The following is a 26,084-nucleotide window of genomic DNA, read 5'->3' on the forward strand; positions in this document are numbered from 1 at the left end:
ATGGTAATACGGAAAGGGCATTAACCCGGGATGGCCGCCGTCGCGCTTTCCCAACGCAGCGCGACGCGCTCCCGCCCCTCGGTCACGTGCCGGCAATCCATGCCGAGACCCGCCGCGAACAGCAGGTCGAAGCCGGCATTCACGATCGGCAGGCGCCCCCGCTCCCAGGCCGGGATGCCGCTCGCCTGGTAATGCATCTTGAGGCTGCGGCTGGGACGGTTGTGCGCCAGGCGCAGCCGTTCGCCGCCCTTGCGGAAATCGATCTCGAGGCCCTGCTCCCGCAACCAGGCCGGATCGAACCCGCGTTCGGCCGCATCGAAATGCAGCACCCCGCCGTAATCGGGAAACGCGATGGATGCCTCGCCGCTCCAGCGGAACGCCTGGGCGTGCTTGTCGATGATGCCGGCATCCTCGGGATCGCGCATCCCGGCGAGGTCCGGCAGACGCGGCACGAGGTACAAATGGTCGCGGTGGCGGCGCACGTCGACGTCCGGGTGTTCGACGAGCAATTGCGCGTCCTCGCGCGCGGACAGGATCTGCGCCACCATCTGCGCGAGCCAGGCCGTCGACGGCATCGCGAGGCGGCCCACGGTGAACCAGTGGCGCAGCAGGTTGTCGATGCGCTCGCGGCTCAGCGCGCGCACGCGGACGAGGTCGAGACCATCGCCGGCCAGGCAGGCCTGCAGGTCCTGTTCGCCCAGTTCATCCAGCAGGCGCTGGGCCGAGCGCGTGTGGGCGCTGCTGCGCGCGATGCGCTGCTGGTAGCCGGGAAACGCGGCGGCCAGCGCCGGCATCACCTGGTGGCGCAGCGCGTTGCGGGCATAGCGCGGATCGGTATTGGATTCATCGTCGACCCACCTGATGCCCTGCTCGCGCGCAAACTGTTCGAGGTCGGCGCGCGCGACGCCCAGCAGCGGGCGCGCCATGGCCAGGGGTTCGTCGCCCAGCAGGCCGGGCGCGCGATTGGCGGGGTCCATGCCGGACAGGCCGGCCGGACCGGAGCCGCGCAGCAATTGCAACAGCACCGTTTCAACCTGGTCGTCGAGGTGGTGCGCGGTCAGCAGCAGACCGGCACCGTGGGCCCGGCACATCTCGCCGAGCGCCGCGTAGCGCAGCTTGCGCGCGGCGGCCTCGATGCCGCTCTTCCCTTTCGCGACCACGACGGCGCGCCAGTCGAACGGGATGCCCAGCGCAGCGGCGGCGGCCGCGCAATGGTCGCGCCAGGCGTCGGCGTTCGGGCTCAGCCCATGGTGGACGTGGAAGGCGCGGGCGCTCAGGCCGTGCGCGTGCACGAGGTGCAGCAGCACCATCGAATCGAGGCCGCCGCTGAGGGCGACCGCGACGGGCGGCATGGCATCGGGGAGGCATTCTTCGCGCAGGGCCGCGATGGCCTGCGCGAACTGGGCGACGATCACGGCCGCCCCCTGCGTACGACGGCTCACTCTTCGCGCGGCGTCGTTTCCTTGAACTTGCCGTAGGCCAGCAGCTTGGCGTGGCGGGCATCCAGCAGTTCCCTGGTCTTCATGCCCTGGAACTGGCGCAGCGTGTCGGCCAGCGCGCGCTTGAGCATCTGGGCCATCTGGGCCGGGTCGCGGTGGGCGCCGCCCAGCGGTTCGTTGACGATCTTGTCGATCAGGCCCATCGCCTTCAGGCGGTGCGCCGTCAGGCCCAGGGCGTCGGCCGCGTCCGCCGCCCGCTCCGAGGTCTTCCACAGGATCGACGCGCAGCCTTCCGGCGAAATCACGGAATACGTCGCGTACTGCAGCATCAGCACGGCGTCGCCGACGGCGATCGCCAGCGCGCCGCCCGAGCCGCCTTCGCCGATGATCGTGGCGATCAGCGGCACTTTCAGCTCGGCCATCACGTACAGGTTGTGGCCGATGGCTTCCGACTGGCCGCGCTCTTCCGCGTCGATGCCGGGGAAGGCGCCGGGGGTGTCCACGAACGTGAAGATCGGCAGGTTGAATTTCTCGGCCACCTTCATCAGGCGCATGGCCTTGCGGTAGCCTTCCGGACGCGGCATGCCGAAGTTGCGCGCCGCGCGTTCCTTCGTGTCGCGGCCCTTCTGGTGGCCGATGACCATGCAGGACTGGCCGTTGAAGCGGGCCAGGCCGCCGATGATCGACTGGTCGTCGGCGAAGGTACGGTCGCCGTGCAATTCATGGAAATCGGTGAAGATCGCGTTCACATAATCCATCGTGTACGGACGCTGCGGATGGCGGGCGATCTGGGAAACCTGCCAAGGGGTCAGCTTGGCATAGATGTCTTTCGTCAGTTGCTGGCTCTTCTTGGCCAGGCGGTCGATTTCTTCCGAGATGTCGACGGCGGAATCGTCCTGCACGAAGCGCAGCTCTTCGATTTTCGAATCGAGCTCGGCAATCGGCTGCTCGAAACTGAGGAAAGTTGTTTTACTCATTGTACCTCCGGGTGTGTTCGTGGCCGCGGAAGATCATCCGCGCGGCGGCAAGGGCGCTATTTTATACCGGAACCGGATCCAGGCTACGCCACAAATACCATGTGGCAACTGTTCGCCAGGGTTCCCAATTGGCGGCGACCTCGCGCGCATCGCTGCGCGAGACCGGCTCGCCGGAGAAGTAATTCTGGCTGATGCCCTGGATCAGGCCGGGATCGTCCAGGGGCAGGACGTTCGGTCTGAGCAGATTAAATATCAAAAACATCTCGGCTGTCCAGCGCGTGATGCCGCGGATCTGGACCAGCTCGGCGATGACGGCTTCGTCATCCATTTGCGACCATTGGTCGGCATGGACGCGCTTCGCCTTGAAGTGATCGGCCAGGTCGAGGATGTATTCCGTCTTCCGTTTCGACAGGCCGCAGCCCGCCAGTTCTTCGGCGCCGGCCTTGATGACCTGCGACGGCGTCATCTTCGGGCACAGCGCGCGCAGCTTCGTCCAGGCGGACTCGGCGGCTTTGACCGTCACCTGCTGGCCGACGATGGAGCGGGCCAGCGTCGTGAACGGGTCGGGATGGCCGCGCAGGTGCATGTCGCCGAATTGCGGGATCAGCTTGTTCATGATGCGGTCCCGACGCATGAGCTCGGCCTTCGCCTCCGCCCAGTACGGTGGGACGGAAGGCTGAACGTCCGGCGGCGCCGGGACGGCGCCCGCGAGGTCCTTGGAAAGTGCCATGCTCGTGCGCGGAGGGCCGGTCAGGCGCGACGCCAGTTGGTGCTGCCGTCCGGCTTGTCCTCGAGCACGACGCCGCCCGCGGTCAGCTCGGCGCGGATCGCGTCGGCCTCGGCGAAGTTGCGCGCCTTCTTGGCGGCGGCGCGGCGCGCGATTGCATCGACGATCGCCGCCTCATCGAGACCGCCCTCGCCCGGCGTGCCGGCCTGCAGGAAGGCCTGCGGACTGCGTTCGAGCAGGCCCAGCACGGCGGCCAGCGCCTTCAGCTGGCGCGCGGCCGCGATGGATTTGCTCTTGTTGACTTCCGTGGCCAGGTCGAACAACTCGGCCACCGCCAGCGGCGTATTGAAATCGTCGTCCATCGCGTCGCGGAAGCGCTGCGCATGGGCTTCGTCCCAGTCGACGGCGAGCGGCTCGGGGCCGACATCGACCTCGGACAAGGCCGTGTACAGGCGCGTCAGCGCGCCCTTCGCGTCGTCGATGTGGACGTCCGAGTAATTCAGCGGGCTGCGGTAATGGGCACGCAGGATGAAGAAGCGGATGACCTCGGCATCGTATTTCTTGAGGACGTCGCGGATCGTGAAGAAATTGCCCAGCGACTTGGACATCTTCTCATTGTCGACGCGCACGAAGCCATTGTGGATCCAGTAGTTCGCCATCGGCGGACCGAACGCGCCTTCCGACTGGGCGATCTCGTTCTCGTGGTGCGGGAACTGCAGGTCGGCGCCGCCGCCGTGGATGTCGAAGTGTTCGCCGAGCATGGCGCACGACATGGCGGAGCACTCGATGTGCCAGCCCGGACGACCTTTACCCCATTTCGAGTCCCATTTGGCCTCGATCGGTTCGGATTCCTTGGCGGCCTTCCACAAGACGAAGTCGAGCGGATCGCGCTTGCCCGTGTTCACGTCCACGCGCTCGCCCGCACGCAGGTCGTCCAGCGACTTGCCGGACAGCTTGCCGTAGCCCGGAAAATTACGCACGGCATAGTTCACGTCGCCGTCCTCGCCCCGGTAGGCGAGTTCCTTCGCTTCCAGCTTTTCGATAATCGACAGCATGTGCGGCACGTACTCCGTCGCGCGCGGCGCGAAATCCGGCGGCAGGATGCCCAGGGCAGCAGTGTCTTCGTCCATCGCCTTGATGAAACGGGTCGTGAGCGACGTCATCGTTTCATTGTTCTCGACGGCACGCTTGATGATCTTGTCGTCGATGTCCGTGATGTTGCGGACGTATTTGACCTCATAGCCCGATGCCTTGAGCCAGCGGTAGATGACGTCGAACGCCATCATCATCCGGCCATGACCGACGTGGCAGTAATCGTAAACCGTCATCCCGCACACGTACATGTTGACCTTGCCGGACTGGAGGGGAACGAATACCTGCTTGTCACGCGCGAGCGTGTTGTAGATCTTGAGTTGGCTCATCGGATGTTTGCTAGAGGGTTGGAGCATGACGCTCGAAACGCAGCCTTGCGGCAGTGCCGGGACGTGGCGGGCGCGTCGGGAGTGTCAGGACCGCGAATCTTGGGAACCTTGTTCTTTTTGATAGAATCGGCAGTCCGTCGCAAAGTATAGCATTGATAAAATCCCGACTGGCCGCATATGCCATAGGTTTATTTTTCTGCAAAACCCTTGACAGCCCTTTGCGCTATATCCACCGAGAGGAAGCTACGATGCACGTCCTGAAATCGCCCGGCGCCCGCTTTACTGCCCGCTTAGTTGCCCGCTTTGCCGCCGGCCTGGCCGCCCTGACCCTGTCTGCCGCCGCGTTCGCCGCCGACCCGCAAGTCTCGCTGAAAACGTCGATGGGCGAGATCGTGCTGGAACTGAACCCGGAAAAAGCGCCCATCTCCGTGAACAATTTCCTCAAGTACGTCAAGTCCGGCTTCTACAAGGGTACGATCTTCCACCGCGTGATCGACGGCTTCATGATCCAGGCCGGCGGCATGGATGCCCAGTTCCATGGACGCAAGACGAACAAACCGATCAAGAACGAGTCCAACAACGGCCTGTCGAACGAAAAGTATACGGTCGCCATGGCGCGCGAATCGAATCCGGACTCGGCCACCTCGCAATTCTTCATCAATGTTGTCGACAATCCCGGGCTCGATTATCCGAACATGCAGGGCTCGGGCTACACCGTATTCGGCAAGGTCGTGAAGGGCCAGGACGTCGTCGACAAGATCAAGGCCGTCGTCGTGGACGACATCCGGGGTCTCGAAAACGTGCCGGTCACGCCCGTCACGATTCAGTCCGCGACCCTCCTCAAGGGCGATAAAGTAAAATAACGAACTCGCAACTCCAACGATAGGAAAAAACATGACCACCGTACTCATGACCACCAACAAGGGCAACATCAAGGTCGAACTGGACGCCGACAAGGCACCGAAGACCGTTGCCAACTTCCTGGACTACGTGAACAAGGGTCACTTCTCGAACACGATCTTCCATCGCGTGATCAAGGACTTCATGATCCAGGGCGGCGGTTTCGAGCCGGGCATGAAGCAAAAGCCGACCGAGCAGACCGTCGAGAACGAAGCGAAGAACGGCCTCAAGAACGACAAGTACACGATTGCCATGGCCCGCACGATGGCCCCGCACTCGGCATCGGCCCAGTTCTTCATCAACACCAAGAACAACGACTTCCTGAACTACCCGGGCCAGGACGGCTGGGGCTATGCCGTGTTCGGCAAGGTCGTCGAAGGCCAGGACATCGTCGACCAGATCAACAACGTCAAGACGAGCCGCGCCGGCATGCACTCGGACGTGCCGAGCGAAGACGTCGTCATCGAGAAGATCGAAGTCGTCCAGTAATCTGAACAAGGCAGGCATGACGCGCGGGCCCTGCTCCGGCGATTGATCCTGGAAGCACATGACCGCGCGCACGCTCGCACTCTTCATTTCCGACCTGCACCTGCAGGCATCCCACCCGCGTACGGCCGAAGCCTTTTTCCGCTTCCTGGCCGAACGCGCGGCGCATGCCGAGCGGCTCTATCTGCTCGGCGACATCTTCGAATACTGGGCCGGCGACGATGACCTCGACGACCCGTTCAACCGCAGCGTCGCCACCGCGCTGCGCCGTGTGAGCGACGGCGGCACGGCCGTCTACTGGCTCGGCGGCAACCGCGACTTCCTCGTCGGCACCGGCTTCGCCGACGCGGCCGGCCTCACCCTGCTGCCCGAACCGCACGTGGCGACCATCGCCGGCCGCCAGGTCGTCCTGGTACACGGCGACGCCCAGTGCACGGACGACGTCAAGTACATGGCCTTCCGCGCGCAGGTGCGCGACCCGGCATGGCAGAGCCAGTTCCTCGCCATGCCACTGGCCCAGCGCAAGGCGATCATCGCCGGCCTGCGCGAAGGCAGCCGCGCGGCGCACGGCGAAAAACCGTACGAGATCATGGACGTCACCCCGGCCGCCGTCGCCGCGCTGCATGCGGACACGGGCACGGACGTCATCATCCACGGCCACACCCACCGCCCCGCCCTGCACGAGGCCGGCGGCCAGCGGCGTTATGTGCTGCCGGACTGGGAACTCGACGCGGATCCCGTCCGCGGCGGCTGGATCGCGATCGACGAAGACGGCCGCATCCTGCGTTGCGATCTCGACGGTCGCACGATCTAAACCCCTCAATCCTGCTAGGTCGATGCTGTATTGACCATTGCCGACATGGTGTTATACTTCACTACAACACCACGACTCTACATCACCAACATGGAGGCAGGCATGACATGGACTGCACCGCGACGCAAGGAGGCCGGCAATGACCATCGGCTGGAATGACAACTCTCCAATCTACCGGCAGTTGAAGGACAGGGTGATCGGTATGATGCTCGATGGCGCCCTGAAGGCCGGGGATCCGCTCCCCTCCGTGCGCCAGATCGCAGCGGAATACCAGCTGAATCCGATCACGGTCTCGAAGGCTTACCAGGAACTGGTCGACGACAACTTAGTGGAAAAACGAAGGGGGATCGGTATGTACGTCACGGAAGGTGCGAGCGAGAAACTGCTCGCCAGCGAAAGGGAGCGCTTCCTGCGCGAGGAGTGGCCGGCGATGCTGGAGCGGATCCGCCGCCTCGGCCTCGACATCGACCAATTGCTGCGCGAACCAGCCGGAGGCGACAAATGAGCGCCGTGATCGAAGCGAAAAACCTGACGAAGCGCTACGGCAAGCGCACGGCGGTGAACGGCATCGACTTCACCATCCCCGCCGGCCGCATCGTCGGCCTGATCGGCCCGAACGGCTCGGGCAAGACCACCACGCTGAAGGCCGCGCTGGGCCTGATCCCGTTCGAAGGCGAGCTGTCCGTGCTGGGCCTCGACCCGCGCACCCACCGCGACGAGCTGATGCAGGACGTCTGCTTCATCGCCGACGTGGCGATCCTGCCGCGCTGGCTGCGCGTGCGCGACGCCATCGACTTCGTGGCCGGCGTGCACCCGCGCTTCAACCGCGAGAAGGCGGAACGCTATATCGCGAACACGAAGCTGCAGCCTGGCATGAAGGTCAAGGAGATGTCCAAGGGCATGATCGTGCAACTGCACCTGGCCCTCGTGATGGCCATCGATGCGAAGCTGCTCGTGCTGGACGAACCCACGCTGGGCCTGGACATCATCTACCGCAAGCAGTTCTACCAGAACCTGCTGGAAGACTATTTTGACGAGCACAAGACGATCGTCATCACGACGCACCAGGTCGAGGAAGTCGAGCACATCCTGACCGACCTGATGTTCATCCGCGACGGCCGCATCGTGCTCGCCGCGTCGATGGAAGAAATCGGCGAGCGCTATGTCGAGGTGATGGTGCCGCAAGAGAAACTGAGCGCCGCCAACGCGCTGCAGCCGCTCGACCGCCGCACCGTGTTCGGCAAGGCCGTGCTGCTGTTCGATGCCGGCCCCGGCGGCGCGTCGCGCCAGCAGCTGGCCGCGCTCGGCGAAACCCGTAATCCGTCCGTCGCCGATTTGTTCGTGGCGACCATGAAAGGAACCTACGCATGAATACGAACACCATGACATGGCTGCTCAAGCGAGAGTTCTGGGAGCATAAGGGCTCGATGTTCTGGGCGCCGCTCATCGTCGGCTCACTGCTCGTCGTGCTGCTGGGCTGCACGATCACCTACGGCATCATGCAGCACGGCATACCCGCGCACGTGACGATCAACGGCCAGACGCTGGATCACGCCCGTCTCGACCAGATCCTGCCCGAGGAAACGAAGCTGGTGGTCGCGAAGATCGCCACCGGCATGTACCTGGGCGCATCGGCGCCCCTGTTCGCGATCCTGGTCGGCGTCGTGTTCTTCTACTGCCTCGGCGCACTGTACGACGAGCGCCGCGACCGCAGCATCCTGTTCTGGAAATCGCTGCCCGTGTCCGATCCGATGACGGTGCTGTCGAAGGCGGTCATGGCGATGGTCGTCGCACCCGCGATCACGCTCGTGCTGGCCGTCGCCGCCTCGCTGGCCCTGCTCTTCATCGCCTGCCTGGCGCTCAGTACACAGGGACTGAATCTGTTCGCGTCGCTGCTGGCGTCGTCCGATTTGTACCTGTCGCCGCTGCGCCTCGCCGCCCTGCTGCCGGTGTACGTCGTGTGGGCGCTGCCGACCGTGGGCTGGCTGATGCTCGTGTCGAGCTGGGCGAAATCGAAGCCGTTCCTGTGGGCCGTCGGCGTGCCGGTCGTCGCGCTCGTCATCATCAAGTGGATCAACGCGGCGCTCGAGAATTTTTCCGGCCAGACGCTGCTGCTGTCGCACTATGCGAGCGACGTCGTCGCCCGCATCCTCGGCGGCATCGTGCCTGGCATCTGGTTCACGTTCCAGCCTGGCCTGCAGACCGGCATGCGTCCGACCGAACACGGTGTCGACATGGGCGGGCTCGTGTCCCAGTCCTACCTGTCGCTGGCCGGCGCCGATGCGTGGATCGGCGTGGTGCTGGGCGTCGCGATGTTGTATGCCGCCATCCGCATGCGTCGCTGGCGCGACGAGGGCTGAAGCCGTGCGCGCCACCCTCCTCGCCCTCTCCCTGCTGTCCGCCGCGGCCTGCGCCCAGGACGTCGAGCCGGGCGCAAACCGCGAAGGCGTCGTGCACGTGAATGCGATCAAGAATCCGGAGATGCATTCCTACCGCGCCATCGCGGCCGGCCTCGACACCTTCGACGCGCAGCACGCGCTGGCGCCCGCCGTCCCGCAACTGCGGTTCGCCGTACGCAAGCGTGGCGGCGCCCTGCTGGAAGGCGACCTCCCGACAGCGAAGCTGGCCGCCGATGCGTTCACGCTGGCGCTGCCGGTCGGCGCCGACGCGCTGTTCGACGTCCCGCGCAGCCAGCCGGCGTGGGATGCCGACGCGGAACTCGTGCTGAGCCGCAAGCGCAAGGAGGTCCGCGTCTGGCCCTACGTGCGCACGCCGGGCCTGGCCGACAACCAGCGCCGCCTGGGCGACCTGCGGCTCGAATGCCAGGTCTTCGTCACCGTCGCCAAGAAAGAGGCGCCGTTCTGGGCCGTCGCGCTGGCCAACACCGTGTTCCTGACGGGCGACTGGTGCAGTTTCTTCAAGGACCAGGACCGCACGTGGTCCGTGAACGTGGAGTCGCCGCTCGCGTCCGCCATGCTGCGCGAAGGCGAGCGCACGCTGCCGCTGAAGGTGAAGGGTCGCCAGTTCGAACTCCCGCTGTATGACGCCAGCTGGGGCAACGATGCCGTCGTCGACCTCGCGTTCGTCGCGCCGGAAGGAGCCGCGCCATGAAGCGTACGATTGTAGCGCTGTGCGCGCTGCTGGCCTGCGCCCTGCCCGCCGCGCATGCGGACGACCCCGTGCCGTCGGTGCAGGTGAAGGGCATCGCGGATCCGGAAATGCGCTCGTACCGCAGCGTCGTGGCCGGCCTCGACGCGTTCGACGCGCACCGCGCGCTGGCGCCGCACGCCCTGCTCCGCTTCCGCATGCGCCACGCGGAAGGCGCCCCGGCGAACGCGGGCGACGGCCTGCGGCTGCGGCTCGCAAGCGACGACGGGAGCTTCCAGGAAGACGTCCCCATCGATGCCGCGGGCCTGCTCACCGTCGGCCGCAACCAGGCCGCCTACGATGCGGACGCCACGTTCATCCTGAACCAGAAGAACGGTTTGTACACGGGACATCCGGAAGTGCGCACGGCCGGCCTGCCGGACAACGTCCGCCGGCTGGGCGACCTGCGCCTGGAGTGCCGCGTCACCATCGCCATCGTCAAGGACCAGATGCCGTTCATGGCGAAGGCTGCAATCAACACGCTGATGCTGACGTCGGACTGGTGCGCCAAGAAGGATTTCAACTACGGCACGCCGGCGCCGCGGCCGGGCGTGCGGGCCGTGCTGCGCGACGGCGAACGGTCGCGCACGCTGGAAACGCACGGCTGGAACATGATGGTGCCGATCGGCGACACGGGCTGGCCGGACGACGCCCGCGTGCAATTCGACGAAGGCGTGTCCGCGGACCTTACTCGAACTGCTGACGAAACGCCGCGAACTGCGCCTTGAGTTCGTCGACTTCGCTGCGCAGCGCGGCCACTTCCTGCTCCAGCTGCGCCACGCGGGCGCCCGTCGAGCCGCCGGCGCGGCCCGCGGCTGCACCACCGCCCGCATCCACGCGCGCGACGTCGATAGCCCCGCCGAGCAATTGCCCGTAGCGGGATTCCTTCGTCCCGGGCGCCCGTTCGAGCCGGACGACGAGCGGCGGGTACTTGTCGATGAGGAATTGCAGCGCGCTTTCCACCTCGGCCACCGATTTGAAATCGTGCAGGCGGCCCGTGCGGTTGCGGATCTCGCCCGCCGTCTGCAGGCCGCGCAGCATCAGCACGGTCAGCACGGCGACCTTGTCCTGCTCGAGCGTCCACTTGATGCGCATGCGGTGCTCGTACTTGATGACGCGGGCGCCGGCCTGGGCGATGCCGTTCACGAGTTTGCGCTGCATGAGGCGCTGCAGGGTGTCGTGGACGACGTCTTCCGACAGCTGCATCACGGGATCGCGGCTGGACAGCTGGTTGCAGCCGTTCATCACCGCATTCAGCGACATGGGGTAATTGTCGGGCGTCAGCGCCTCTTTTTCGGCAAGGACGCCCAGTACGCGGATTTCGTTGGGGTCGAGGTCGGATGCCGGGTCGAAGCTGCCCGGGATGTCGTCTTGCATCGGTGGTGGTCCTTTAATCTACGAGCCGGTTCAGTTGTGCCTGGTCGAGTTTATCACTCTCGTCCGGGGTATGGCAGCGGATGCCGGCCGCCTTCATCGTCGCGCACATGCGCTCGATCTGCTCGTCCTGCTGGGCCACGTGGTTGATCAGGTTACGGAGCGCCTTCGACAGCGGATCGTCGCCGTTCGGCGTGACGCCGTACGCGGCGAACATCTGGGCGCTGCGCGTCTGATCTTCCTTGCGCACGATGTGGGCCGGGTTGCCGACGGCCGTCGCGCCGGCCGGAACCGGCTTGACGACGACGGCGTTCGAGCCCACCTTCGCGTATTCGCCGACCGTGAACGCGCCGAGCACCTGCGCGCCGGCGCCCACGATCACGCCGCGCTCCAGGGTCGGATGGCGCTTCGTGCCCGCGACGAGCGTCGTGCCGCCCAGGGTGACGCCCTGGTAGATCGTGCAATCGTCGCCGACGACGGCCGTCTCGCCGATCACGACGCCGAAGCCGTGGTCGATGAACACGCGGCGGCCGATCGTGGCTCCCGGGTGGATTTCGATGCCTGTCAGAATGCGTGCGAAATACGAGATGAACCTGCCCAGCCAGCGGAAGTTGGCGCGCCAACAAGCATGCGCCCAGTGGTGCATGACGACGGCATGCAGGCCCGGGTAGCAGGTGAGCACTTCCCATGCGTTACGGGCCGCAGGGTCGCGTTCGATGATGCTCTGGATATCTTCGCGCAGGTTGGAAAACATAGTCGTGATTCGTGCAAGTGAAGCAGCATGGTAGCGTATCCGCGCCGTACTTGCTTATGAAGGAATCAATTTTGGAGAGCCGTCGTTCCCGCGAAAGCGGGAACCCATGCCGAGTATCAGAAATCGTAATTTCTGATAATAAGACAGGCCCTGAATGTCAGGACTTCGGCCGCTCAGTATGGGTCCCCGCCTGCGCGGGGACGACGGTGGGATTACTGCGGCTCGCGCGCCAGGCGCTGGCGACGGGCCTCGTACAGGCAGACGCCCGAGGCCACGGAGACGTTCAGGCTCTCGACCGAGCCGAACATGGGAATGGAAACGAGGAGGTCGCAGGTCTCGCGGGTCAGGCGGCGCATGCCCTCGCCTTCCGAGCCCATCACGAGCGCCGTCGGGCCCGTGAAATCGCCTTCGTACAAGCCCTTGTCGGCATCGTCGGACGTGCCGATCAGCCAGATGCCCCGTTCCTTCAGGTCGCGCATCGTGCGCGCCAGATTCGTCACGGTGATGTAAGGCACGGTCTCGGCGGCACCGCTGGCGACCTTGGCCGCCGTCGCGTTCAGGCCGACGGAGCGGTCCTTCGGGGCGATGACGGCATGCGCGCCGACGCCGTCCGCCACGCGCAGGCAGGCGCCCAGGTTGTGCGGGTCGGTGATGCCGTCGAGGATCAGCAGCAGCGGCGGCCCTTCCACGGCATCCAGCAACTCGTCCAGGTTGCGCGCCAGCGACAGCTGGCTCGCGAACGCGATCACGCCCTGGTGGCGGCGGGTGCCGACGATCTTGTCGAGGCGCTCGGCGTCGACGGGCATCACGCGCACGCCGGCCGACTTCGCATTGGCGATGAGGTCCTGCATGCGGCGGTCCTGGCGGCCGGCATCGACGAAGATCTCTTCCACACTGGCGGCCTCGTGGCGGAGGCGCGAGGTGACGGCGTGGAAGCCAAAAATCATTTTATTTTTCATGCGTTACTTCTTCTTCCTGGTTTTGGAGGCGCTCTTTGTGGGAGCGCTTTTATTCGCCGCGGTCTTTTTCGTCGCGGTCGGTTTTGCTGCGGATGAGGCGTTGCGGGGGCCGCGGCGGCCGCGCGTGGGCGGCACGAACACGACATCCTCTTCGCCTTCGTCGGTGGCGCCGAACGTGGAGGCGGCCGGTTCGGCCGGCGTTGCGCGGGCTTCCTGCTGCGAGACCGGCACGGCACCGTTTTTCGCCGCTTTTGCTTTCCTGCGACGCGGTGGCTTCGGCTCCATGGAGTCCAGCGCGGCGGCACGAGCACGTTCCAGCGGCGCCGGCTCCACGTCTTTCGGCTGCGCCAGCACGAGGTCGATCTTGCGGGATTCCAGGTCGACGCGCGCCACCTGCACCGTGACGCGGCCCGTCAGCTGGTACACCTGGCCCGTGCGTTCGCCGCGCAGTTCGTGGCGGGCTTCGTCGTACTGGAAATAATCCGTGCCGAGGCCCGTGACGTGCACGAGGCCTTCGACGAACAACTGGTCGAGCTGGACGAAGATGCCGAACGGCGTCACGCCCGAGATCACGCCGGTGAATTCCTCGCCGAGTTTATCCTTCATGTAGTAGCACTTGAGCCAGTTCTCGACGTCGCGCGACGCTTCGTCGGCGCGGCGTTCGTTGGCCGAGCAGTGCACGCCCAGGGCATCCCAGATCGTCAGGTCCTTCGGATCCTTTTGCTTGCCTTCGGCCTTGTCCTTCGTCGCCTGCTTGCGCACCGCTTTCGACACAGTCGTGTTCAGCTTGGACAGGTCGATACCGGTCGGCTCGTACTTCTTGCCCTTCAGCACGGCCTTGATGGCGCGGTGCGTCAGCAGGTCGGGGTAGCGGCGGATCGGGCTCGTGAAGTGCGCATAGGCTTCGTACGCAAGGCCGAAGTGGCCGACGTTGTCCGGGCTGTAGACGGCCTGCTGCATCGAACGCAGCAGCATCGTCTGCAGCAGCGTGGCGTCCGGACGCTCCTTGATGCGCGTCATCAGTTCGGCGTAATCGCGCGCCTGCGGCGTCGTGCCGCCGCCCAGGTTCAGGCCCACCTGCTTCAGGAAGGTGCGCAGCTGGTTCAGCTTTTCCTCGGTCGGCACCGCGTGGATGCGGAACGTGCTCGGCTGGTCATGGCGGATCAGGAAGTCCGCGGCGCACACGTTGGCGGCCAGCATGCATTCCTCGATCAGGCGGTGCGCGTCGTTGCGGGTGCGCGGCAGGATTTTTTCGATCTTGCCCATCGCATTGCAGACGATATACGTTTCCGTCGTCTCGAAGTCGATGGCGCCCCGCTCCTGGCGCGCCTGCAGCAGCGCGCGGAACACTTCGTTCAGGTTCAGCAGGTGCGGCACGATGCCGGGGCGGCGGCCCGCTTCGGGTCCGTTCGTGTTGCCCAGGATGGCGGCGACCTCGTCATAGGTCAGGCGCGCCGCCGAGTGCATCACGGCCGGGTAGAACTGGTACGCCTTCACTTCGCCGTCCATCGTGACGACCATGTCGCACACGAGCGTGAGGCGATCGACGGCCGGGTTCAGCGAGCACAGGCCGTTCGACAGCTTTTCCGGCAGCATCGGGATCACGCGGCGCGGGAAGTACACGGACGTCGAGCGTTCGATCGCATCGCCGTCGAGCGCATCGTTCGGCTTCACGTAGTGGCTCACGTCGGCGATGGCGACGAGCAGGCGATAGCCCTTCGTGCGGCCGATCTTGACGGGTTCGCAGTAGACGGCATCGTCGAAGTCGCGTGCATCCGCGCCGTCGATCGTGACGAGCGGCACGTCGCGCAGATCGACGCGGTCCGCGAGGTCGGCGTCGCGCACCTCGTTCGGCAGTTTATTGGCCTGCTTGATGGCGGCCGGCGAGAAGATGTGCGGCACGCCGAACTTGCGCACGGCGATCTCGATCTCCATGCCCGGGTCGTCCAGTTCGCCGAGTACTTCGACGATCTTGCCGGTGGGCTGGCGGAAGCGCGACGGCTGCTCGAGGAGTTCGACGCTGACGACCTGGCCGGACTTCGCCTTGCCCGGCGAGCCGGACACGAGGATGTCCTGGCCGATGCGCTTGTCTTCCGGCGCGACGACCCAGACGCCGTTCTCGTTCAGCAGGCGGCCGATGACGTGGGTGTTGGCGCGTTCCGTGACTTCGACGATGGTGCCTTCGGCGCGGCCGCGGCGGTCGGTACCGACGACGCGGGCCAGCACGCGGTCGCCGTGCAGGACCTTCTGCATTTCCTTATCGGGCAGGAACAGGTCTTCGCCGCCCTCGTCCGGGATGACGAAACCGAAGCCGTCGCGGTGCGCGCTGATGCGGCCGGAAATGAAACTCGAGTGGTCCGTGAGCGCATATTCGCCCGCGGGATTGGCGCGCAACTGGCCGTCGCGCTCCATCGCATTCAAGCGGCGCGTGAGCACGCCTTCCGCTTCCGGGTTGACTTGCAGGGCTCGGGCCAGGGCGCCGCTGTCGAGCGGGCTCTTGGCCTCACGGAACACGCCGAGGATTTCCTCGCGGCTTGGAATGGTATGTGTTGGGTGCTTCAAATTTGTATTCTTTATCTTCTTGGTGGTGGCGCCGTCCATCTGACGGCGCGGATATCGTTACATTGACACGTAGGCACGCGTAGTGTAACGGAGGACCGGCGGATTCGCCTAACGTCGTCCGTGAAGCGTGCAGGGATGGTCCCGCTCGGAGGGACTTTGACATTTGCCATCCATCCGCTATACTTTCGGTCTCTTCGGAAACGGCCCAGCCGAAAACGAAGGCGCTGCGCAGGCGATGCGCGCCGGGATCGAACGAAAGTTGGTCTAGCGCAAAACGGCAAAGCCTGATATCGTAGCGGAATTCGACGGCAACGTCGAGCAATGCAAGCAAAGCGGTCCAATGCCCACGTGGCGGAATTGGTAGACGCGCATGGTTCAGGTCCATGTGCCGCGAGGTGTGGGGGTTCGAGTCCCTCCGTGGGCACCAGCTGGCGAGCATTGAAGTGGTTTTGTATGCCCACGTGGCGGAATTGGTAGACGCGCATGGTTCAGGTCCATGTGCCGCGAGGTGTGGGGGTTCGAGTCCCTCCGTGGGCACCAGAAGCTACCGTAGTTTGTTGTACGTTTTGATGTTTTGCATGCCCACGTGGCGGAATTGGTAGACGCGCATGGTTCAGGTCCATGTGCCGCGAGGTGTGGGGGTTCGAGTCCCTCCGTGGGCACCAGAAGCTACCGCAGTTTGTTGTACGTTTTGATGTTTTGCATGCCCACGTGGCGGAATTGGTAGACGCGCATGGTTCAGGTCCATGTGCCGCGAGGTGTGGGGGTTCGAGTCCCTCCGTGGGCACCAAAAGCTACCCGGTCTTCGAGACCACCAGGATACTGGCGCAAAACGCCGCAATCTTTGCAAAAGGATTGCGGCGTTTTGCGTTTCAGCGTTCGTCCGCGACCGATACCGGATCCAGATGCGCCGCCAGGAAAGCGCCGATGCGCCGCTCGTATTCCTCGCGCGCGTACGCATGCAGGTTCACGTGCGCGGCGCCCTCCACCACCCACACCGCTTTCGGCTGCGCGGCGGCCTCGTACAGCCGCTGCGTTTCGGCCAGGGTCGTATGCAGGTCAGCGCTGCCGGACGCGATCAGCACCGGAGCCTTGACCTGTCCCACATATTTGATCGGGTGCAGCGCATCCGGCTGGATGCCGAGGCGCAGCGGCAGCTGCCACAGCAGCAGCGCGGACAGCGGCCCGCCCACGGGCCCCAGCCGCATGCGCAGGCGGTTGGCGACGGCTTCCTCGATCGTCGGATACATCGATTCCAGCACAACGGCATCGACGGGAGGGCAATCGCGGCACAGCACGAGCGACGCCGCGCCCAGCGACACGCCGATCACGCCGATGCGCTGCCCCGGCGCCCTCCGCCGCAACTCCTCGAGCGCGGCCCGCACGCCGTCCGCCTCGCGCAGGCCGAACGTGACGAAGGAGGCCGTGCTGGCGCCCTGGCCCGGCAGGTCGATCAGCAGGACCGCATAGCCCTGGCCGTTGAGAAAACGGGCGCGCTCGGCCATGTCGCGGCGGTCGCCGTGGATCCCGTGCAGCAGCAGGACGGCGCCGCGGCCCCGCCCCGGCAGCCACGAACCGACGACGCGCTGGTCCGGTGCCGCGCGCAGCACCACGTCCTCGAAGGCGGGGCCGGCCAGCGCCACGGGCCGCGGCTCGACCGCGATCAGCTTCGAACCGATCGCCCACACGACGGCGGCGCCCACCAGCAGGAGGACGGCGAGTGCGATCAGGCAGGCGGAGAGCGGCAGGCGGAACGGCATGTCGGCCATTAGACCGCAATGCCGGGCTCCGGTCCAGCCGGCTTGTTCAGTGGGCCGCCAGATCGTCGAGGATGGGGCAGTCGGAGCGGGCGTCGCCATGGCATGAGCTGGCCAGCGTCGCAAGGGTCCGCTTCATCGCTTCCAGTTCCGCGATCTTGCGGTCCAGCGAGGCGATGTGTTCGAGCGCCAGGCGGCGCACGTCGGCGCTGGCCCGGTGCTTGTCGCGCCACAGCGCCAGCAGGTCCGCGATCTGGTCGAGCGAAAAACCCAGCGCGCGGCCGCGATGGATGAATTGCAGCATGCGCACGTCGTCGTCGCCGTACAGCCGGTAGCCCGCCTCCGTGCGCCGCGCCGGCGGCAACAGGCCGATCGCTTCGTAATGACGCACCATCTTCGCCGTCACGCCGGACGCCTTGGCCGCCTCGCCGATGTTGAAATAGGTGTCGTTCATGGTGCCAGCATACACCTTCCCACGATGGGAAGCTCAAGGGGCCGCTTGACTTGCCGCGCCAAGAGGTTAAGCTCGGCTAACCATGAAGAAGACTGTCCTCATCCTGTTCGCCATCGCCCTGGCCGGCCCGGTCGTCCTGAACGCGGCCCCGGCGCCGTGGTATCACTGGCGCAGCAAGAGCACCGGCACGATCGTCTGTTCGCAGACGCCGCTCGGCGAAGGCTGGGCGCGCGCCGACGGGCCGTATCGTGACGCCCGTTGCGAAAAACCATTGCCTGCTAAATAATCCACCAGAGGAGCTTGCAACAAGAAGGTCGCCGTAGTCCCCTAACCGAGGAGAAATCGATGTTCAACAACCCCGAGCAATTCGCAAACGCCACCAAGACCCTGTTCGATCTTCAGATGCAGACTTTCAATGCCCTGGCCACCAAGGCCGTGCAGGGCGTCGAGCAGGTGGTGGCGCTGAACCTGGCGACCGCCAAGCAATCGATGGAAAACACGCTGGAGGCCAGCCGCCAGTTCAGCCAGGCACCGGACCCGAAGACGGCCATCGATGCCCTGCAGGCGCGCGTGCAGCCGGGCGTGACGGAAGCGACGGCCTATGGCGAACAGCTCAAGCAGATCATCGGCGATATCAAGAGCGAATTCGAGCAGGCCGCCGACACCCACCTGGCCGAAGCGAAGAACACGCTGTCCGCGCTGATCTACGACGTCACGCAAAACGTCAAGCCGGGCCAGGAAAACGCGGTGGAAATCATCAAGGCCGCGATCGAGAATGCGTTCAAGGGCTACGAGCAGGTGACGCAGTCGACACGCGATGCCATGCGCCGCGTCGAGGAGGAGGTCGCGCGCGCGACCGAGCGGTTGAAAGCCGCCCAGTCGCAAGCGCCCACGTCGCACTGAATCAGGACGGCCGCGGCCCGACGCCCAGCATCTCTTCGATCTGGGCGAACGCCGCGTCGTCCTTCACCACCGACCGCAGCCACACGTGCAGCGGTTGCTCGCCCCAGTGCGCGGCCTTGTCGGCCAGGTAGGCGACGGGGCTGTGCGGCTCCGTGCGGCGGAAATAATCCGCCACGGCGCGCAGCTGGGCCAGCGCCTGGGCGCGCGATTGCAGCGGCCCGGCCGCCGTCGGCGCCGGCGCCGCGACGACGACATCGGCCGCGCCGGGGACCGGCACCGCCTCCTTCAATGCGGGCTTGATGAACAGGACGAGACCTTCCAGTCCCGCGCGCGCGGCGCTGAAACTCGGACCGTCCGCACCGACGACCGCGTCGACACTCTTTTCCAGCCGGTCGAGCGCGCCCGCGCAGTGCTCGCATTCGCGCATCAGGTTCGCATAGAACGTCTGCGACGTGCGCTGGCGCGCGCTTTCGAGCTTCGCCAGCGAATCTCCGCCCTGCATGCGCGCGGCGTCGAAGTCGCGCTGGGCGTGGCCGTCCGCGCCGTCGGTGAGCGGCACGGCGCGCAGCCACGGCGCGATGCGCGCCGCCAGCCAGGACAGGTTGCCGATGCGGCGCTCGACCCCGTCCTCGTCCGGCAGCGGATGCAGACCGTCCCAGTAACGCTCGCACAGCATGGCGATCAACAGCAGGCTGTCGGCCAGCGCGCGCACGCCAGCCGTCTGCACGCTGGCCTCGGCCAGCCACACGGCCAGCTGCAAGTCCTTGCTGCGCTGTTCGATCAGCCGGACGCACTCCCGGCCCACGAACTTCCAGTCCGCCTCCTTCAGGTCCGTGACCCAGGCGCCCTGCTCCAGCGACGGATCGTCGGCCTGGCGCGCACGCACGATGGCGTCGATCTCGCTGGAAAACGCGAGGTCGTCGCCGCAGGGCTTGTCCGCGCTGACGGGCGCGAGCAGCCGTTCCAGGTTCAGCATGGTGCCCTCCTCACGCCGGTTCGACGGCGTACTTGATCTTGCCGGCCTTCGTGGCGCCGACCTTCACCTTGCCGATCGCGCCGCCTTCGGCCATGCGCGCCAGCACGGCATCCGCGATCTCGGGCAGCAACGTGCCGTTCAGGATCGTGTCGACGTTGCGCGCGCCCGAATCGACCTCCGTGCAGCGCGCCAGCACGGCCGCCACGAGCGCATCGTCGTATTCGAAGCGGGCGTTGTGGTTGACGGCCACGCGCTGCTCGATGCGGTCCAGCTTCAAGCGGATGATGTTGGCGAGGACGGCGTCGTCGATCGGATAGAACGGCACCACCGTCAGGCGGCCCAGGAACGCGGGCTTGAAATGCTTCATGAGGGCGGGCCGGATCAGTTCCGCCAGCTGGTCCGGCGTGGGCCGCTCGTTCGGCGCCTTGTTCAGGCAGGCCTGCATGATCTGGCTCGACGCCGCGTTCGACGTCAGGATGATGATCGTGTTGCGGAAGTCGATCTGGCGGCCCTCCGCGTCGTCCAGCACGCCCTTGTCGAAGACCTGGAAGAACAGCTCCAGCACGTCGGCATGCGCTTTTTCGACTTCATCGAGCAGCACGACGCTGTACGGATTGCGCCGCACCGCTTCCGTCAGCACGCCGCCCTCGCCATAACCGACATAACCCGGCGGCGAGCCTTTCAGGCCGGAGACGCTGTGCGCTTCCTGGTATTCGCTCATGTTGATGGTGACGAGTTTCCGTTCGCCGCCGTACAGCAGGTCCGCGAGCGCGAGCGCCGTCTCCGTCTTGCCCACGCCGGACGTGCCGACGAACAGGAACACGCCTTTCGGCTTGTTCGGGTCCTCCAGGTGCGCGCGCGCCGTGCGCACGCGCTGGGCGACGATGCCGCTCGCGTGGCCCTGGCCGAGGATCCGTTCGTCCAACAAGCCCTGCAGATTCATCACGGTGCGGATCTCGTCCTTCACCATGCGCCCGAGCGGGATCCCGGTCCACGCGGCGACGATGGCGGCCACCGTCTGGCCGTCGACCTGCACGGGCACGAGCGGCGTCTCGCCCTGCAGCGCATGCAGCTCCGCGACCTTCGCGCGCAGCCCGGGGCTGTCGCCCTGCCCCGCTTCCAGCCGCGCGCGCATCGCGTGGACCTCGGCGCACAACGCCTGCTCGGCATCCCAGCGCGCGCGCAGGCGGTCCTGTTCGTCCAGCGCCTGCGCACGCTCCGCGTGCAGCGCGGCCAGCGCGGCGCCGTGGTCCGCGCCCGCGCTCTCCTCGCGCACGAGCGCCTGGATGCGCGCGTCCAGGCGCTCCACCCTGCGCGCGCAATCCTCCAGCACGGCGGGCGTCGCCTTCTGGCCCAGCGCGACTTTGGCGCAGGCCGTATCGAGCACGCTGACGGCCTTGTCCGGCAGCTGGCGCCCGCTGATGTAGCGGTGCGACAGCCGGACGGCTTCCACGATCGCCTCGTCGTAGATGCGCACGCCGAAATGCGCCTCCATCAGCGGCGCCATCGCGCGCAGCATCGCGCTCGCCGTCTCCTCGTTCGGCTCCTCGACCTTCACGACCTGGAACCGGCGCGCCAGCGCGGCATCCTTCTCGAAGTATTTCTTGTACTCGCTCCACGTCGTGGCGGCCACGGTACGCAACTCGCCCCGCGCCAGCGCGGGCTTCAACAGGTTGGCCGCGTCGTTCTGGCCGGCAGTGCCGCCCGCGCCGATCATCGTGTGCGCCTCGTCGATGAACAGGATGATCGGATGCAGGCTTTTCTTCACCTCGTCGATCACGTTCTTCAGGCGGTTCTCGAACTCGCCCTTGACGCTCGCGCCGGCCTGCAGCAGGCCCAGGTCCAGCGTGTGGATCTCGACGCCGCGCAGGACATCGGGCACGTCGCCCTGCGCGATGCGCAACGCGAGGCCTTCGACGACGGCCGTCTTGCCCACGCCCGCCTCGCCCGTCAGGATCGGATTGTTCTGGCGCCGCCGCATCAGGATGTCGATCACTTGCCGGATCTCGGCATCGCGCCCGATCACGGGATCGAGCTTGCCCTCGCGCGCGCGCGCCGTGAGGCAGGCCGTGTACTGGTCGAGCGCGGGCGTCTTGCCGGGCGCGCTCGCCTGCAGTTCGGTGACCGGGTCCGCGGACGGCGCCGGGGCGGCGGCCAGCACGGCCGGCGCTTCGTCGGAGCCGTGCGTCAGCTTGTCGAAATCGAGTTTCAGGCGGTCGAGCGGGAAGCCGGCGAAGTGGCGCGACGCGCGCTGGGCCAGTTGCGCGAGGCCCGGCTCCGTCAGCAGCGCGAGCAGCAGGTGGCCGCTGCGAATGTGCTGCGGATGACCCGATGCCCCGAGCGATGCGATCAGCCACGCATGCTCGAACAGCACGGGCAGGTGACGCGAGAACACGGGCGTGCGCGCGCTGCCCGACGGCAGGCGCTCCACTTCCTTGCGCAAATCGGATTCGAGGCCGGTCAGGCTGACGTCGGCCGCGCGCGCCACCACCACGAGGTCGCTCCCGGGCTGCTCCAGCAGCGCGAGGAACAGGTGCTCGATGTCGACTTCGTACTGGCCGAGCCCCACGCAGATACCGGCAGCGCGCGTGGCGGCCGAGCGCGTGACGTCGTTCAGCTTGGCGATCAGGGTCTTCAGGTTGATATCCATGTCGAGGTCCTTTGTGGAGTTGACGCGGCAGCCCTGCAAATCGCGTAGTTCAGCGAGGATGGCTGCAGCACGGCGTTGAAATTGACAGGAACGACAGCCGCGCCGGGACCGGCGTGCAGGGTCGCATTGATCACGAAACTGAGGCGGTTGACGCCGCCCTGCTCCGAAGCCAGGGTCGCGCTGACGTTTTTCAGGCGCGGTTCGTGGCACTCGATGGCGTCCTTCAGGCAGGCGCAGATCGCGGCCCGGTCCTCGCTGCTCGACAGGCAGAACGCGGCGAAGTCGGTCAGGCCATAGTTCAGGACCGACGCGCGCGCCAGCGGCCAGGCGTCGAATGCTCCGGGCGGCAGGCCGGCGCGGGCATTCAGCAGCGCTTCCAGGTCGCGCGCGATGCTGTCCTTGAGCTGCTCGCCCGCTGGTCGGCCGGGGTGGGCCCGCTCGCCCATCAGGCGGTCGAGCAGGCCGGGAACATAGGCGGTCATCGCGGCTCCCGTACAAATACGCAGTAAAAAAACCGCGGCCCGGGGGGCCGCGGAAGACGCGGGGTAAGTCAGGAATGCGTATTCAGACGACCCGGTTGGTGGCGAGATCCCAGCCGCCCGACGTGTTGCCGCCGGCGCCGCCGCCGATCTTCTGCTGGGTGTACTTCCATTTGATCTTCGAGAATTTCAGGCCGACCTTCTCGTGCAGGAAATCGCCTTCCGCGACCGTCGGTTTGACGGAGCCGATCAGCACGTTCTCGATCTCGATCTCGAAGTACTTGACGCGTTCACCCTGCCCGTCGGCGCGCATGAATTCGAATTTCGCCTTCGGGATCGTCTTGCCCGACGAGCAGGTCTGCAGCAGCAGCGGCGAGGACAGGTCGGCCAGCTTGGCGATCTCGATCTCCTCGTGCTCGCAGCGCTCGGCCGTATGGCCGCCGCCCGTCGACGCCGTCGCCGACTTCGGCTGGGTCACGCCCCAGTTGACCGCTTTGCACTCGATCCAATCCTTGTGCTTGTCGTCGGCCGATTCGCCCTTGATGCCGTCGATTTGCAGGTATACGTCAATTGCCATGTTCTACTCCAGTTCAAGTTGTTGAAAGAATCAGTTCTTGGTCGATTGCGGCAACTCCGCGACCAATCGGAGCGAAACGGACAATTCGTCGAGCTGGAAATGGGGGCGCAGGAACGACACGGCCCGGTACACGCCCGGCCGCCCGGGCACCTCGGCCACCTGCACGCTCGCCTCGCGCAGCGGAAATTGCGCCTTCTGTTCCTGGCTCGCGTTGTCGTCCAGGAGGACGTATTGCGTCAGCCAGCGGTTCAGGTAATCCTCGACGTTCGATGCGGCGGCGAAGCTGCCGATCTTGTCGCGCATCATCGCCTTCATGTAGTGGGCGATGCGCGACACGGCGAAGATGTATTGCAGCTGCGACGACAGCAGCGCGTTCGCGTTGGCCGCCTCGTTCGCGTACTTGCGCGCCTTCTGCGCCGACTGCGCGCCGAAGAACGCCGCGTACGACGTGTTCTTGCAGTGCACGAGCGAGATGAAGCCCAGGTCCGACAATTCCTTCTCGCGCCGGTCCGTGATCGCCAGCTCGGTCGGGCATTTCAGCGCGATCTCGCCTTCGTCCGTCTTGAACGTGTGGGTGGGGAGATTTTCCACGAGACCGCCGCCCTCGACGCCGCGGATTGCGGCGCACCAGCCATAGTCCTCGAACGCCTTGGTCAGCTTGGTCGCGAAGGCGTACGCGGCGTTGCACCACAGGTATTTCTGGTGGTCGGTGCCGTCCACGTCCTCGACGAAATTGAAGCCTTCCGTGGCGGTGCCGTCGGCCGGGTTGTACGGCAAGCGGCCCAGGAAGCGCGGCAAGGTGAGGCCGACGTAGCGCGCGTCTTCCGATTCGCGGAACGCCTTCCATTTCGCGTATTCGACGGTGTCGAACACCTTGGCCAGGTCGCGCGGCTTGCCCAGGTCGCCGAAGCTCTCGATGCCGAACAGTTCCGGCCCGGCGGACGTGATGAACGGCGCATGGCTGGCCGCGGCCACGTGCGACATCTGCTCGAGAAAATAGATGTCCTCGGGCTGGCGCGTGATCTCGAAATCGCCGATCAGGGTGCCGTACGGCGCGCCGCCGAAGCTGCCGAATTCTTCTTCATAGACTTTCTTGAACAGCGTGCTCTGGTCGAATTCGAGCGCCGACTGGAAGTCCTTCACCAGTTCGCGCTTGCTCGCATTGAGCATGCGCACCTGCAGCCCGTTGCTCGTCGCCGTGTTCTTGACGAGGTAGTGCAGGCCGGTCCAGCTGCGTTCCAGCTTCTGGAATTCAGGCGCGTGCATGATCGCGGACAACTGGGCCGAGATCATCCGGTCCAGCTCCGCCAGGCGCGCATCGATCGTGGCCGACAGATTCGTCGACACGACCATCGTGCCCTCCATTACCTGGCTCACGAGCTCGGAGATGATGTCGCGCGCCCGTTCATGTTCGCTGCTCGATTTCGCCACCCGGCTCTGTTCGACGATCTGGTCGAGCAGGGACATGTCCAGTTCAGGAGCCGCTGCCTGCGCCGCGTTCGCCGTATCGAGGATCGCGCTCATGCTTCCTCCTTGCCGCCTTTGCGGAGACTGCCGAGTTTTTCCGTATTCGACAGCACGTCGCTGAGCAGGTCTTCCAGTTTGTCGTTGCCGGCCAGCTTGTTGCGCAGGTCGGCCAGCTTGCCGCGCGCTTCCAGCAGGCCCTTCAACGGCGCCACTTGCTGCACGACGGCTTCCGGGCGGAAGTCATCCATTTGCTTGAACTGCAGCTGCACGGCGAATTCGCCGCCTTCCGGCGACAGATGGTTCTCCACGCGGAAGCTCGTCGCGGGGGCCACGCCGCCCAGCACTTCGTCGAAATTGTCGGCGTCCACGTTGACGAAATTGCGGTCCTTCAGGCGCTTCTTGGCCGCATCGGGGTCCGAGCCGAAGTCGCCCAACACGCCGACCACGAACGGCAATTCCTTGTTTTCGATCGAATCGCCGATCTCGACGTCGTACGTCATCTGCACGCGCGGCGCGCGCACCTTCTGCAGGCGTTTCTGCACGCTTTCATTCTTTGCCATGTCGACTCCAGTGGGCTGTGGACGGATTATTTGAGCGCGCCGAACGGATCGCTCGATGCGGTGGTACGAGCAGTGGACGCGGCGCCGACGGCCTTCCTGATCGCCTCCTTCACGCGCGGCGCGGCGGGACGGTTGTTCGGCACCAGCACGTCTTCGTTGAGGCTCGTGCGCAGCAGCTTGGCCAGGTCCTGCGCCTCCGTGCGGACGTTGCCGGTGAGGTTGTTTTTCTGGCTCAGGTCGGACAGCGCCTTGCTCGTCACGCGCAGACCGCTGACGGCGACGATGCTGTTCGCCAGCGTATCGTCCGGGTCGCGCTCGAGCGCTTCCAGCGCGTCGACGATCGCCTCGCCGTAGTTGGTGCTGTCGAAGTGCATCTGGGCCATGCGCACCCATGGCGTCTTGTCGGTCGGGAAGGCGGTGCCGGCATTCTTCAGGATCGCGTAGGCCTTGTCGTTCTGGCCCGCGAGCACGGCGGCATCCACTTCGGCCATCGCGCTCGCCATCGTCGGCGCCGCCTTGGCCGCATGGCTTGCCGCCGGCGCGGTACTGGCGCAGGCCGACAACAACATGACACATGTGATGGGCACCGCCGCAAGCGGCATCAGGCGTTCGAAGGTCATCTGGCTCTCCCGGGTTGAAATCAGACGCCATTATTGGTGAACGGTTTCTGGGGAGAATTGCGTGCCATCAACGCAGGTTTG

27 protein-coding genes and 4 tRNA genes are annotated in these 26,084 nt (G+C 65.8%); 14 read left to right on the plus strand and 17 right to left on the minus strand.

Annotation, left to right across the window (positions count from 1 at the left end; translation table 11 throughout):
- Positions 1 to 20: 20 nt before the first annotated feature.
- From tilS to cysS, 4 genes are all read right to left on the minus strand, one after another.
- The gene (gene tilS, locus ACEN9H_RS19575) at positions 21 to 1,442 is read right to left on the minus strand and encodes a tRNA lysidine(34) synthetase TilS (RefSeq protein WP_413671766.1); all 1,422 of its coding nucleotides are present in this window, start codon (positions 1,440 to 1,442) and stop codon (positions 21 to 23) included.
- The gene (locus tag ACEN9H_RS19580; protein WP_056128171.1) at positions 1,439 to 2,416 is read right to left on the minus strand and encodes an acetyl-CoA carboxylase carboxyltransferase subunit alpha; all 978 of its coding nucleotides are present in this window, start codon (positions 2,414 to 2,416) and stop codon (positions 1,439 to 1,441) included. The genes tilS and ACEN9H_RS19580 overlap by 4 nt, the downstream gene beginning before the upstream one ends.
- 61 nt (positions 2,417 to 2,477) lie before the next feature.
- Positions 2,478 to 3,146 carry a DNA-3-methyladenine glycosylase family protein gene (locus ACEN9H_RS19585; protein WP_413387827.1) on the minus strand — a complete coding sequence of 223 codons (669 nt, stop codon included), beginning with the start codon at positions 3,144 to 3,146 and terminating at the stop codon, positions 2,478 to 2,480.
- 20 nt (positions 3,147 to 3,166) lie between these two features.
- Positions 3,167 to 4,564: a cysteine--tRNA ligase gene (cysS, locus tag ACEN9H_RS19590; protein WP_413671767.1), complete on the minus strand. Its 1,398-nt coding sequence runs from the start codon at positions 4,562 to 4,564 to the stop codon at positions 3,167 to 3,169.
- 248 nt (positions 4,565 to 4,812) lie between these two features.
- On the opposite strand from cysS, the gene ACEN9H_RS19595 reads away from it, so the two are divergent.
- The 8 genes from ACEN9H_RS19595 to ACEN9H_RS19630 all read left to right on the plus strand — a co-directional run bounded on the left by ACEN9H_RS19595 (position 4,813) and on the right by ACEN9H_RS19630 (position 10,639).
- Positions 4,813 to 5,427 (plus strand): peptidylprolyl isomerase, encoded by a 615-nt coding sequence (locus tag ACEN9H_RS19595; RefSeq protein ID WP_413671768.1) that lies wholly within the window; start codon positions 4,813 to 4,815, stop codon positions 5,425 to 5,427.
- A gap of 31 nt (positions 5,428 to 5,458) precedes the next feature.
- Positions 5,459 to 5,953 (plus strand): peptidylprolyl isomerase, encoded by a 495-nt coding sequence (locus ACEN9H_RS19600; RefSeq protein WP_056128158.1) that lies wholly within the window; start codon positions 5,459 to 5,461, stop codon positions 5,951 to 5,953.
- A gap of 58 nt (positions 5,954 to 6,011) precedes the next feature.
- Entirely contained in the window at positions 6,012 to 6,764 is a 753-nt protein-coding gene (locus ACEN9H_RS19605) for a UDP-2,3-diacylglucosamine diphosphatase (RefSeq protein ID WP_413671769.1), read from the plus strand.
- A gap of 139 nt (positions 6,765 to 6,903) precedes the next feature.
- Positions 6,904 to 7,269: a GntR family transcriptional regulator gene (locus tag ACEN9H_RS19610; protein WP_056128153.1), complete on the plus strand. Its 366-nt coding sequence runs from the start codon at positions 6,904 to 6,906 to the stop codon at positions 7,267 to 7,269.
- A complete protein-coding gene (locus tag ACEN9H_RS19615) occupies positions 7,266 to 8,135 on the plus strand; it encodes an ABC transporter ATP-binding protein (RefSeq protein ID WP_036234786.1) in 870 nt (289 codons plus the stop codon). Before ACEN9H_RS19610 ends, ACEN9H_RS19615 begins: the two co-directional genes overlap by 4 nt.
- The gene (locus tag ACEN9H_RS19620; RefSeq protein ID WP_413671770.1) at positions 8,132 to 9,124 is read left to right on the plus strand and encodes a hypothetical protein; all 993 of its coding nucleotides are present in this window, start codon (positions 8,132 to 8,134) and stop codon (positions 9,122 to 9,124) included. The genes ACEN9H_RS19615 and ACEN9H_RS19620 overlap by 4 nt, the downstream gene beginning before the upstream one ends.
- Positions 9,125 to 9,128: 4 nt before the next feature.
- Positions 9,129 to 9,875, plus strand: coding sequence for a hypothetical protein (locus ACEN9H_RS19625; RefSeq protein ID WP_413671771.1), 747 nt, complete (start codon positions 9,129 to 9,131; stop codon positions 9,873 to 9,875).
- On the plus strand, positions 9,872 to 10,639 hold the full coding sequence (locus tag ACEN9H_RS19630) for a hypothetical protein (RefSeq protein WP_413671772.1): 768 nt from the start codon (positions 9,872 to 9,874) through the stop codon (positions 10,637 to 10,639). Before ACEN9H_RS19625 ends, ACEN9H_RS19630 begins: the two co-directional genes overlap by 4 nt.
- Here the strand turns inward: ACEN9H_RS19630 and ACEN9H_RS19635 are convergent.
- The 4 genes from ACEN9H_RS19635 to rnr form a co-directional block, all read right to left on the minus strand.
- Positions 10,599 to 11,288, minus strand: a complete 690-nt coding sequence (locus ACEN9H_RS19635) for a YceH family protein (protein ID WP_413671773.1) — start codon at positions 11,286 to 11,288, stop codon at positions 10,599 to 10,601. The two genes, ACEN9H_RS19630 and ACEN9H_RS19635, sit on opposite strands and share 41 nt — an antisense overlap.
- Before the next feature lie 13 nt (positions 11,289 to 11,301).
- Positions 11,302 to 12,039, minus strand: coding sequence for a serine O-acetyltransferase (gene cysE, locus ACEN9H_RS19640; protein WP_056128138.1), 738 nt, complete (start codon positions 12,037 to 12,039; stop codon positions 11,302 to 11,304).
- A 212-nt stretch (positions 12,040 to 12,251) separates the two neighbouring features.
- Entirely contained in the window at positions 12,252 to 12,998 is a 747-nt protein-coding gene (rlmB, locus tag ACEN9H_RS19645; protein WP_413671774.1) for a 23S rRNA (guanosine(2251)-2'-O)-methyltransferase RlmB, read from the minus strand.
- Positions 12,999 to 13,001: 3 nt separating this feature from the next.
- Positions 13,002 to 15,599, minus strand: a complete 2,598-nt coding sequence (rnr, locus tag ACEN9H_RS19650; RefSeq protein WP_413671775.1) for a ribonuclease R — start codon at positions 15,597 to 15,599, stop codon at positions 13,002 to 13,004.
- Positions 15,600 to 15,902: 303 nt separating this feature from the next.
- On the opposite strand from rnr, the gene ACEN9H_RS19655 reads away from it, so the two are divergent.
- The 4 genes from ACEN9H_RS19655 (at position 15,903) to ACEN9H_RS19670 (ending at position 16,350) form a co-directional block, all read left to right on the plus strand.
- Positions 15,903 to 15,987: transfer RNA gene (locus tag ACEN9H_RS19655), tRNA-Leu, on the plus strand.
- Between the two features lie 28 nt (positions 15,988 to 16,015).
- A tRNA-Leu gene (locus ACEN9H_RS19660) sits at positions 16,016 to 16,100 on the plus strand.
- Between the two features lie 40 nt (positions 16,101 to 16,140).
- Positions 16,141 to 16,225, plus strand: a tRNA-Leu gene (locus tag ACEN9H_RS19665).
- 40 nt (positions 16,226 to 16,265) lie between these two features.
- Positions 16,266 to 16,350 (plus strand) — tRNA-Leu (locus tag ACEN9H_RS19670).
- A gap of 82 nt (positions 16,351 to 16,432) precedes the next feature.
- Here ACEN9H_RS19670 and ACEN9H_RS19675 read toward each other — a convergent pair.
- Positions 16,433 to 17,329, minus strand: a complete 897-nt coding sequence (locus tag ACEN9H_RS19675) for an alpha/beta hydrolase (protein WP_413671776.1) — start codon at positions 17,327 to 17,329, stop codon at positions 16,433 to 16,435.
- 37 nt (positions 17,330 to 17,366) lie between these two features.
- Entirely contained in the window at positions 17,367 to 17,771 is a 405-nt protein-coding gene (gene cueR / locus ACEN9H_RS19680; RefSeq protein ID WP_056128131.1) for a Cu(I)-responsive transcriptional regulator, read from the minus strand.
- An 82-nt stretch (positions 17,772 to 17,853) separates the two neighbouring features.
- Between cueR and ACEN9H_RS19685 the strand changes: the two genes are divergently transcribed.
- Positions 17,854 to 18,057 (plus strand): hypothetical protein, encoded by a 204-nt coding sequence (locus tag ACEN9H_RS19685; protein WP_371762304.1) that lies wholly within the window; start codon positions 17,854 to 17,856, stop codon positions 18,055 to 18,057.
- A 59-nt stretch (positions 18,058 to 18,116) separates the two neighbouring features.
- Complete coding sequence (gene phaP, locus ACEN9H_RS19690; protein WP_056128124.1) at positions 18,117 to 18,674, plus strand: TIGR01841 family phasin; 558 nt, start codon at positions 18,117 to 18,119, stop codon at positions 18,672 to 18,674.
- Between the two features lies 1 nt (position 18,675).
- Here phaP and tssA read toward each other — a convergent pair whose 3' ends face one another.
- From tssA to ACEN9H_RS19725, 7 genes are all read right to left on the minus strand, one after another.
- Complete coding sequence (gene tssA / locus ACEN9H_RS19695; RefSeq protein ID WP_413671777.1) at positions 18,676 to 19,650, minus strand: type VI secretion system protein TssA; 975 nt, start codon at positions 19,648 to 19,650, stop codon at positions 18,676 to 18,678.
- A gap of 10 nt (positions 19,651 to 19,660) precedes the next feature.
- The gene (tssH, locus tag ACEN9H_RS19700) at positions 19,661 to 22,300 is read right to left on the minus strand and encodes a type VI secretion system ATPase TssH (RefSeq protein ID WP_413671778.1); all 2,640 of its coding nucleotides are present in this window, start codon (positions 22,298 to 22,300) and stop codon (positions 19,661 to 19,663) included.
- Positions 22,285 to 22,782 (minus strand): type VI secretion system baseplate subunit TssE, encoded by a 498-nt coding sequence (gene tssE, locus ACEN9H_RS19705; protein WP_413671779.1) that lies wholly within the window; start codon positions 22,780 to 22,782, stop codon positions 22,285 to 22,287. The genes tssH and tssE overlap by 16 nt, the downstream gene beginning before the upstream one ends.
- A gap of 82 nt (positions 22,783 to 22,864) precedes the next feature.
- The gene (locus ACEN9H_RS19710) at positions 22,865 to 23,356 is read right to left on the minus strand and encodes an Hcp family type VI secretion system effector (protein ID WP_371762614.1); all 492 of its coding nucleotides are present in this window, start codon (positions 23,354 to 23,356) and stop codon (positions 22,865 to 22,867) included.
- Between the two features lie 30 nt (positions 23,357 to 23,386).
- Entirely contained in the window at positions 23,387 to 24,880 is a 1,494-nt protein-coding gene (gene tssC, locus ACEN9H_RS19715; protein ID WP_056128114.1) for a type VI secretion system contractile sheath large subunit, read from the minus strand.
- Positions 24,877 to 25,383: a type VI secretion system contractile sheath small subunit gene (tssB, locus tag ACEN9H_RS19720; RefSeq protein WP_371762613.1), complete on the minus strand. Its 507-nt coding sequence runs from the start codon at positions 25,381 to 25,383 to the stop codon at positions 24,877 to 24,879. Before tssB ends, tssC begins: the two co-directional genes overlap by 4 nt.
- Before the next feature lie 26 nt (positions 25,384 to 25,409).
- Complete coding sequence (locus ACEN9H_RS19725) at positions 25,410 to 26,003, minus strand: tetratricopeptide repeat protein (protein ID WP_413671780.1); 594 nt, start codon at positions 26,001 to 26,003, stop codon at positions 25,410 to 25,412.
- Positions 26,004 to 26,084 lie beyond the last annotated feature (81 nt).

It is taken from the genome of Massilia cellulosiltytica, assembly GCF_047325105.1.
Lineage (GTDB): Bacteria > Pseudomonadota > Gammaproteobacteria > Burkholderiales > Burkholderiaceae_D > Telluria > Telluria orientalis.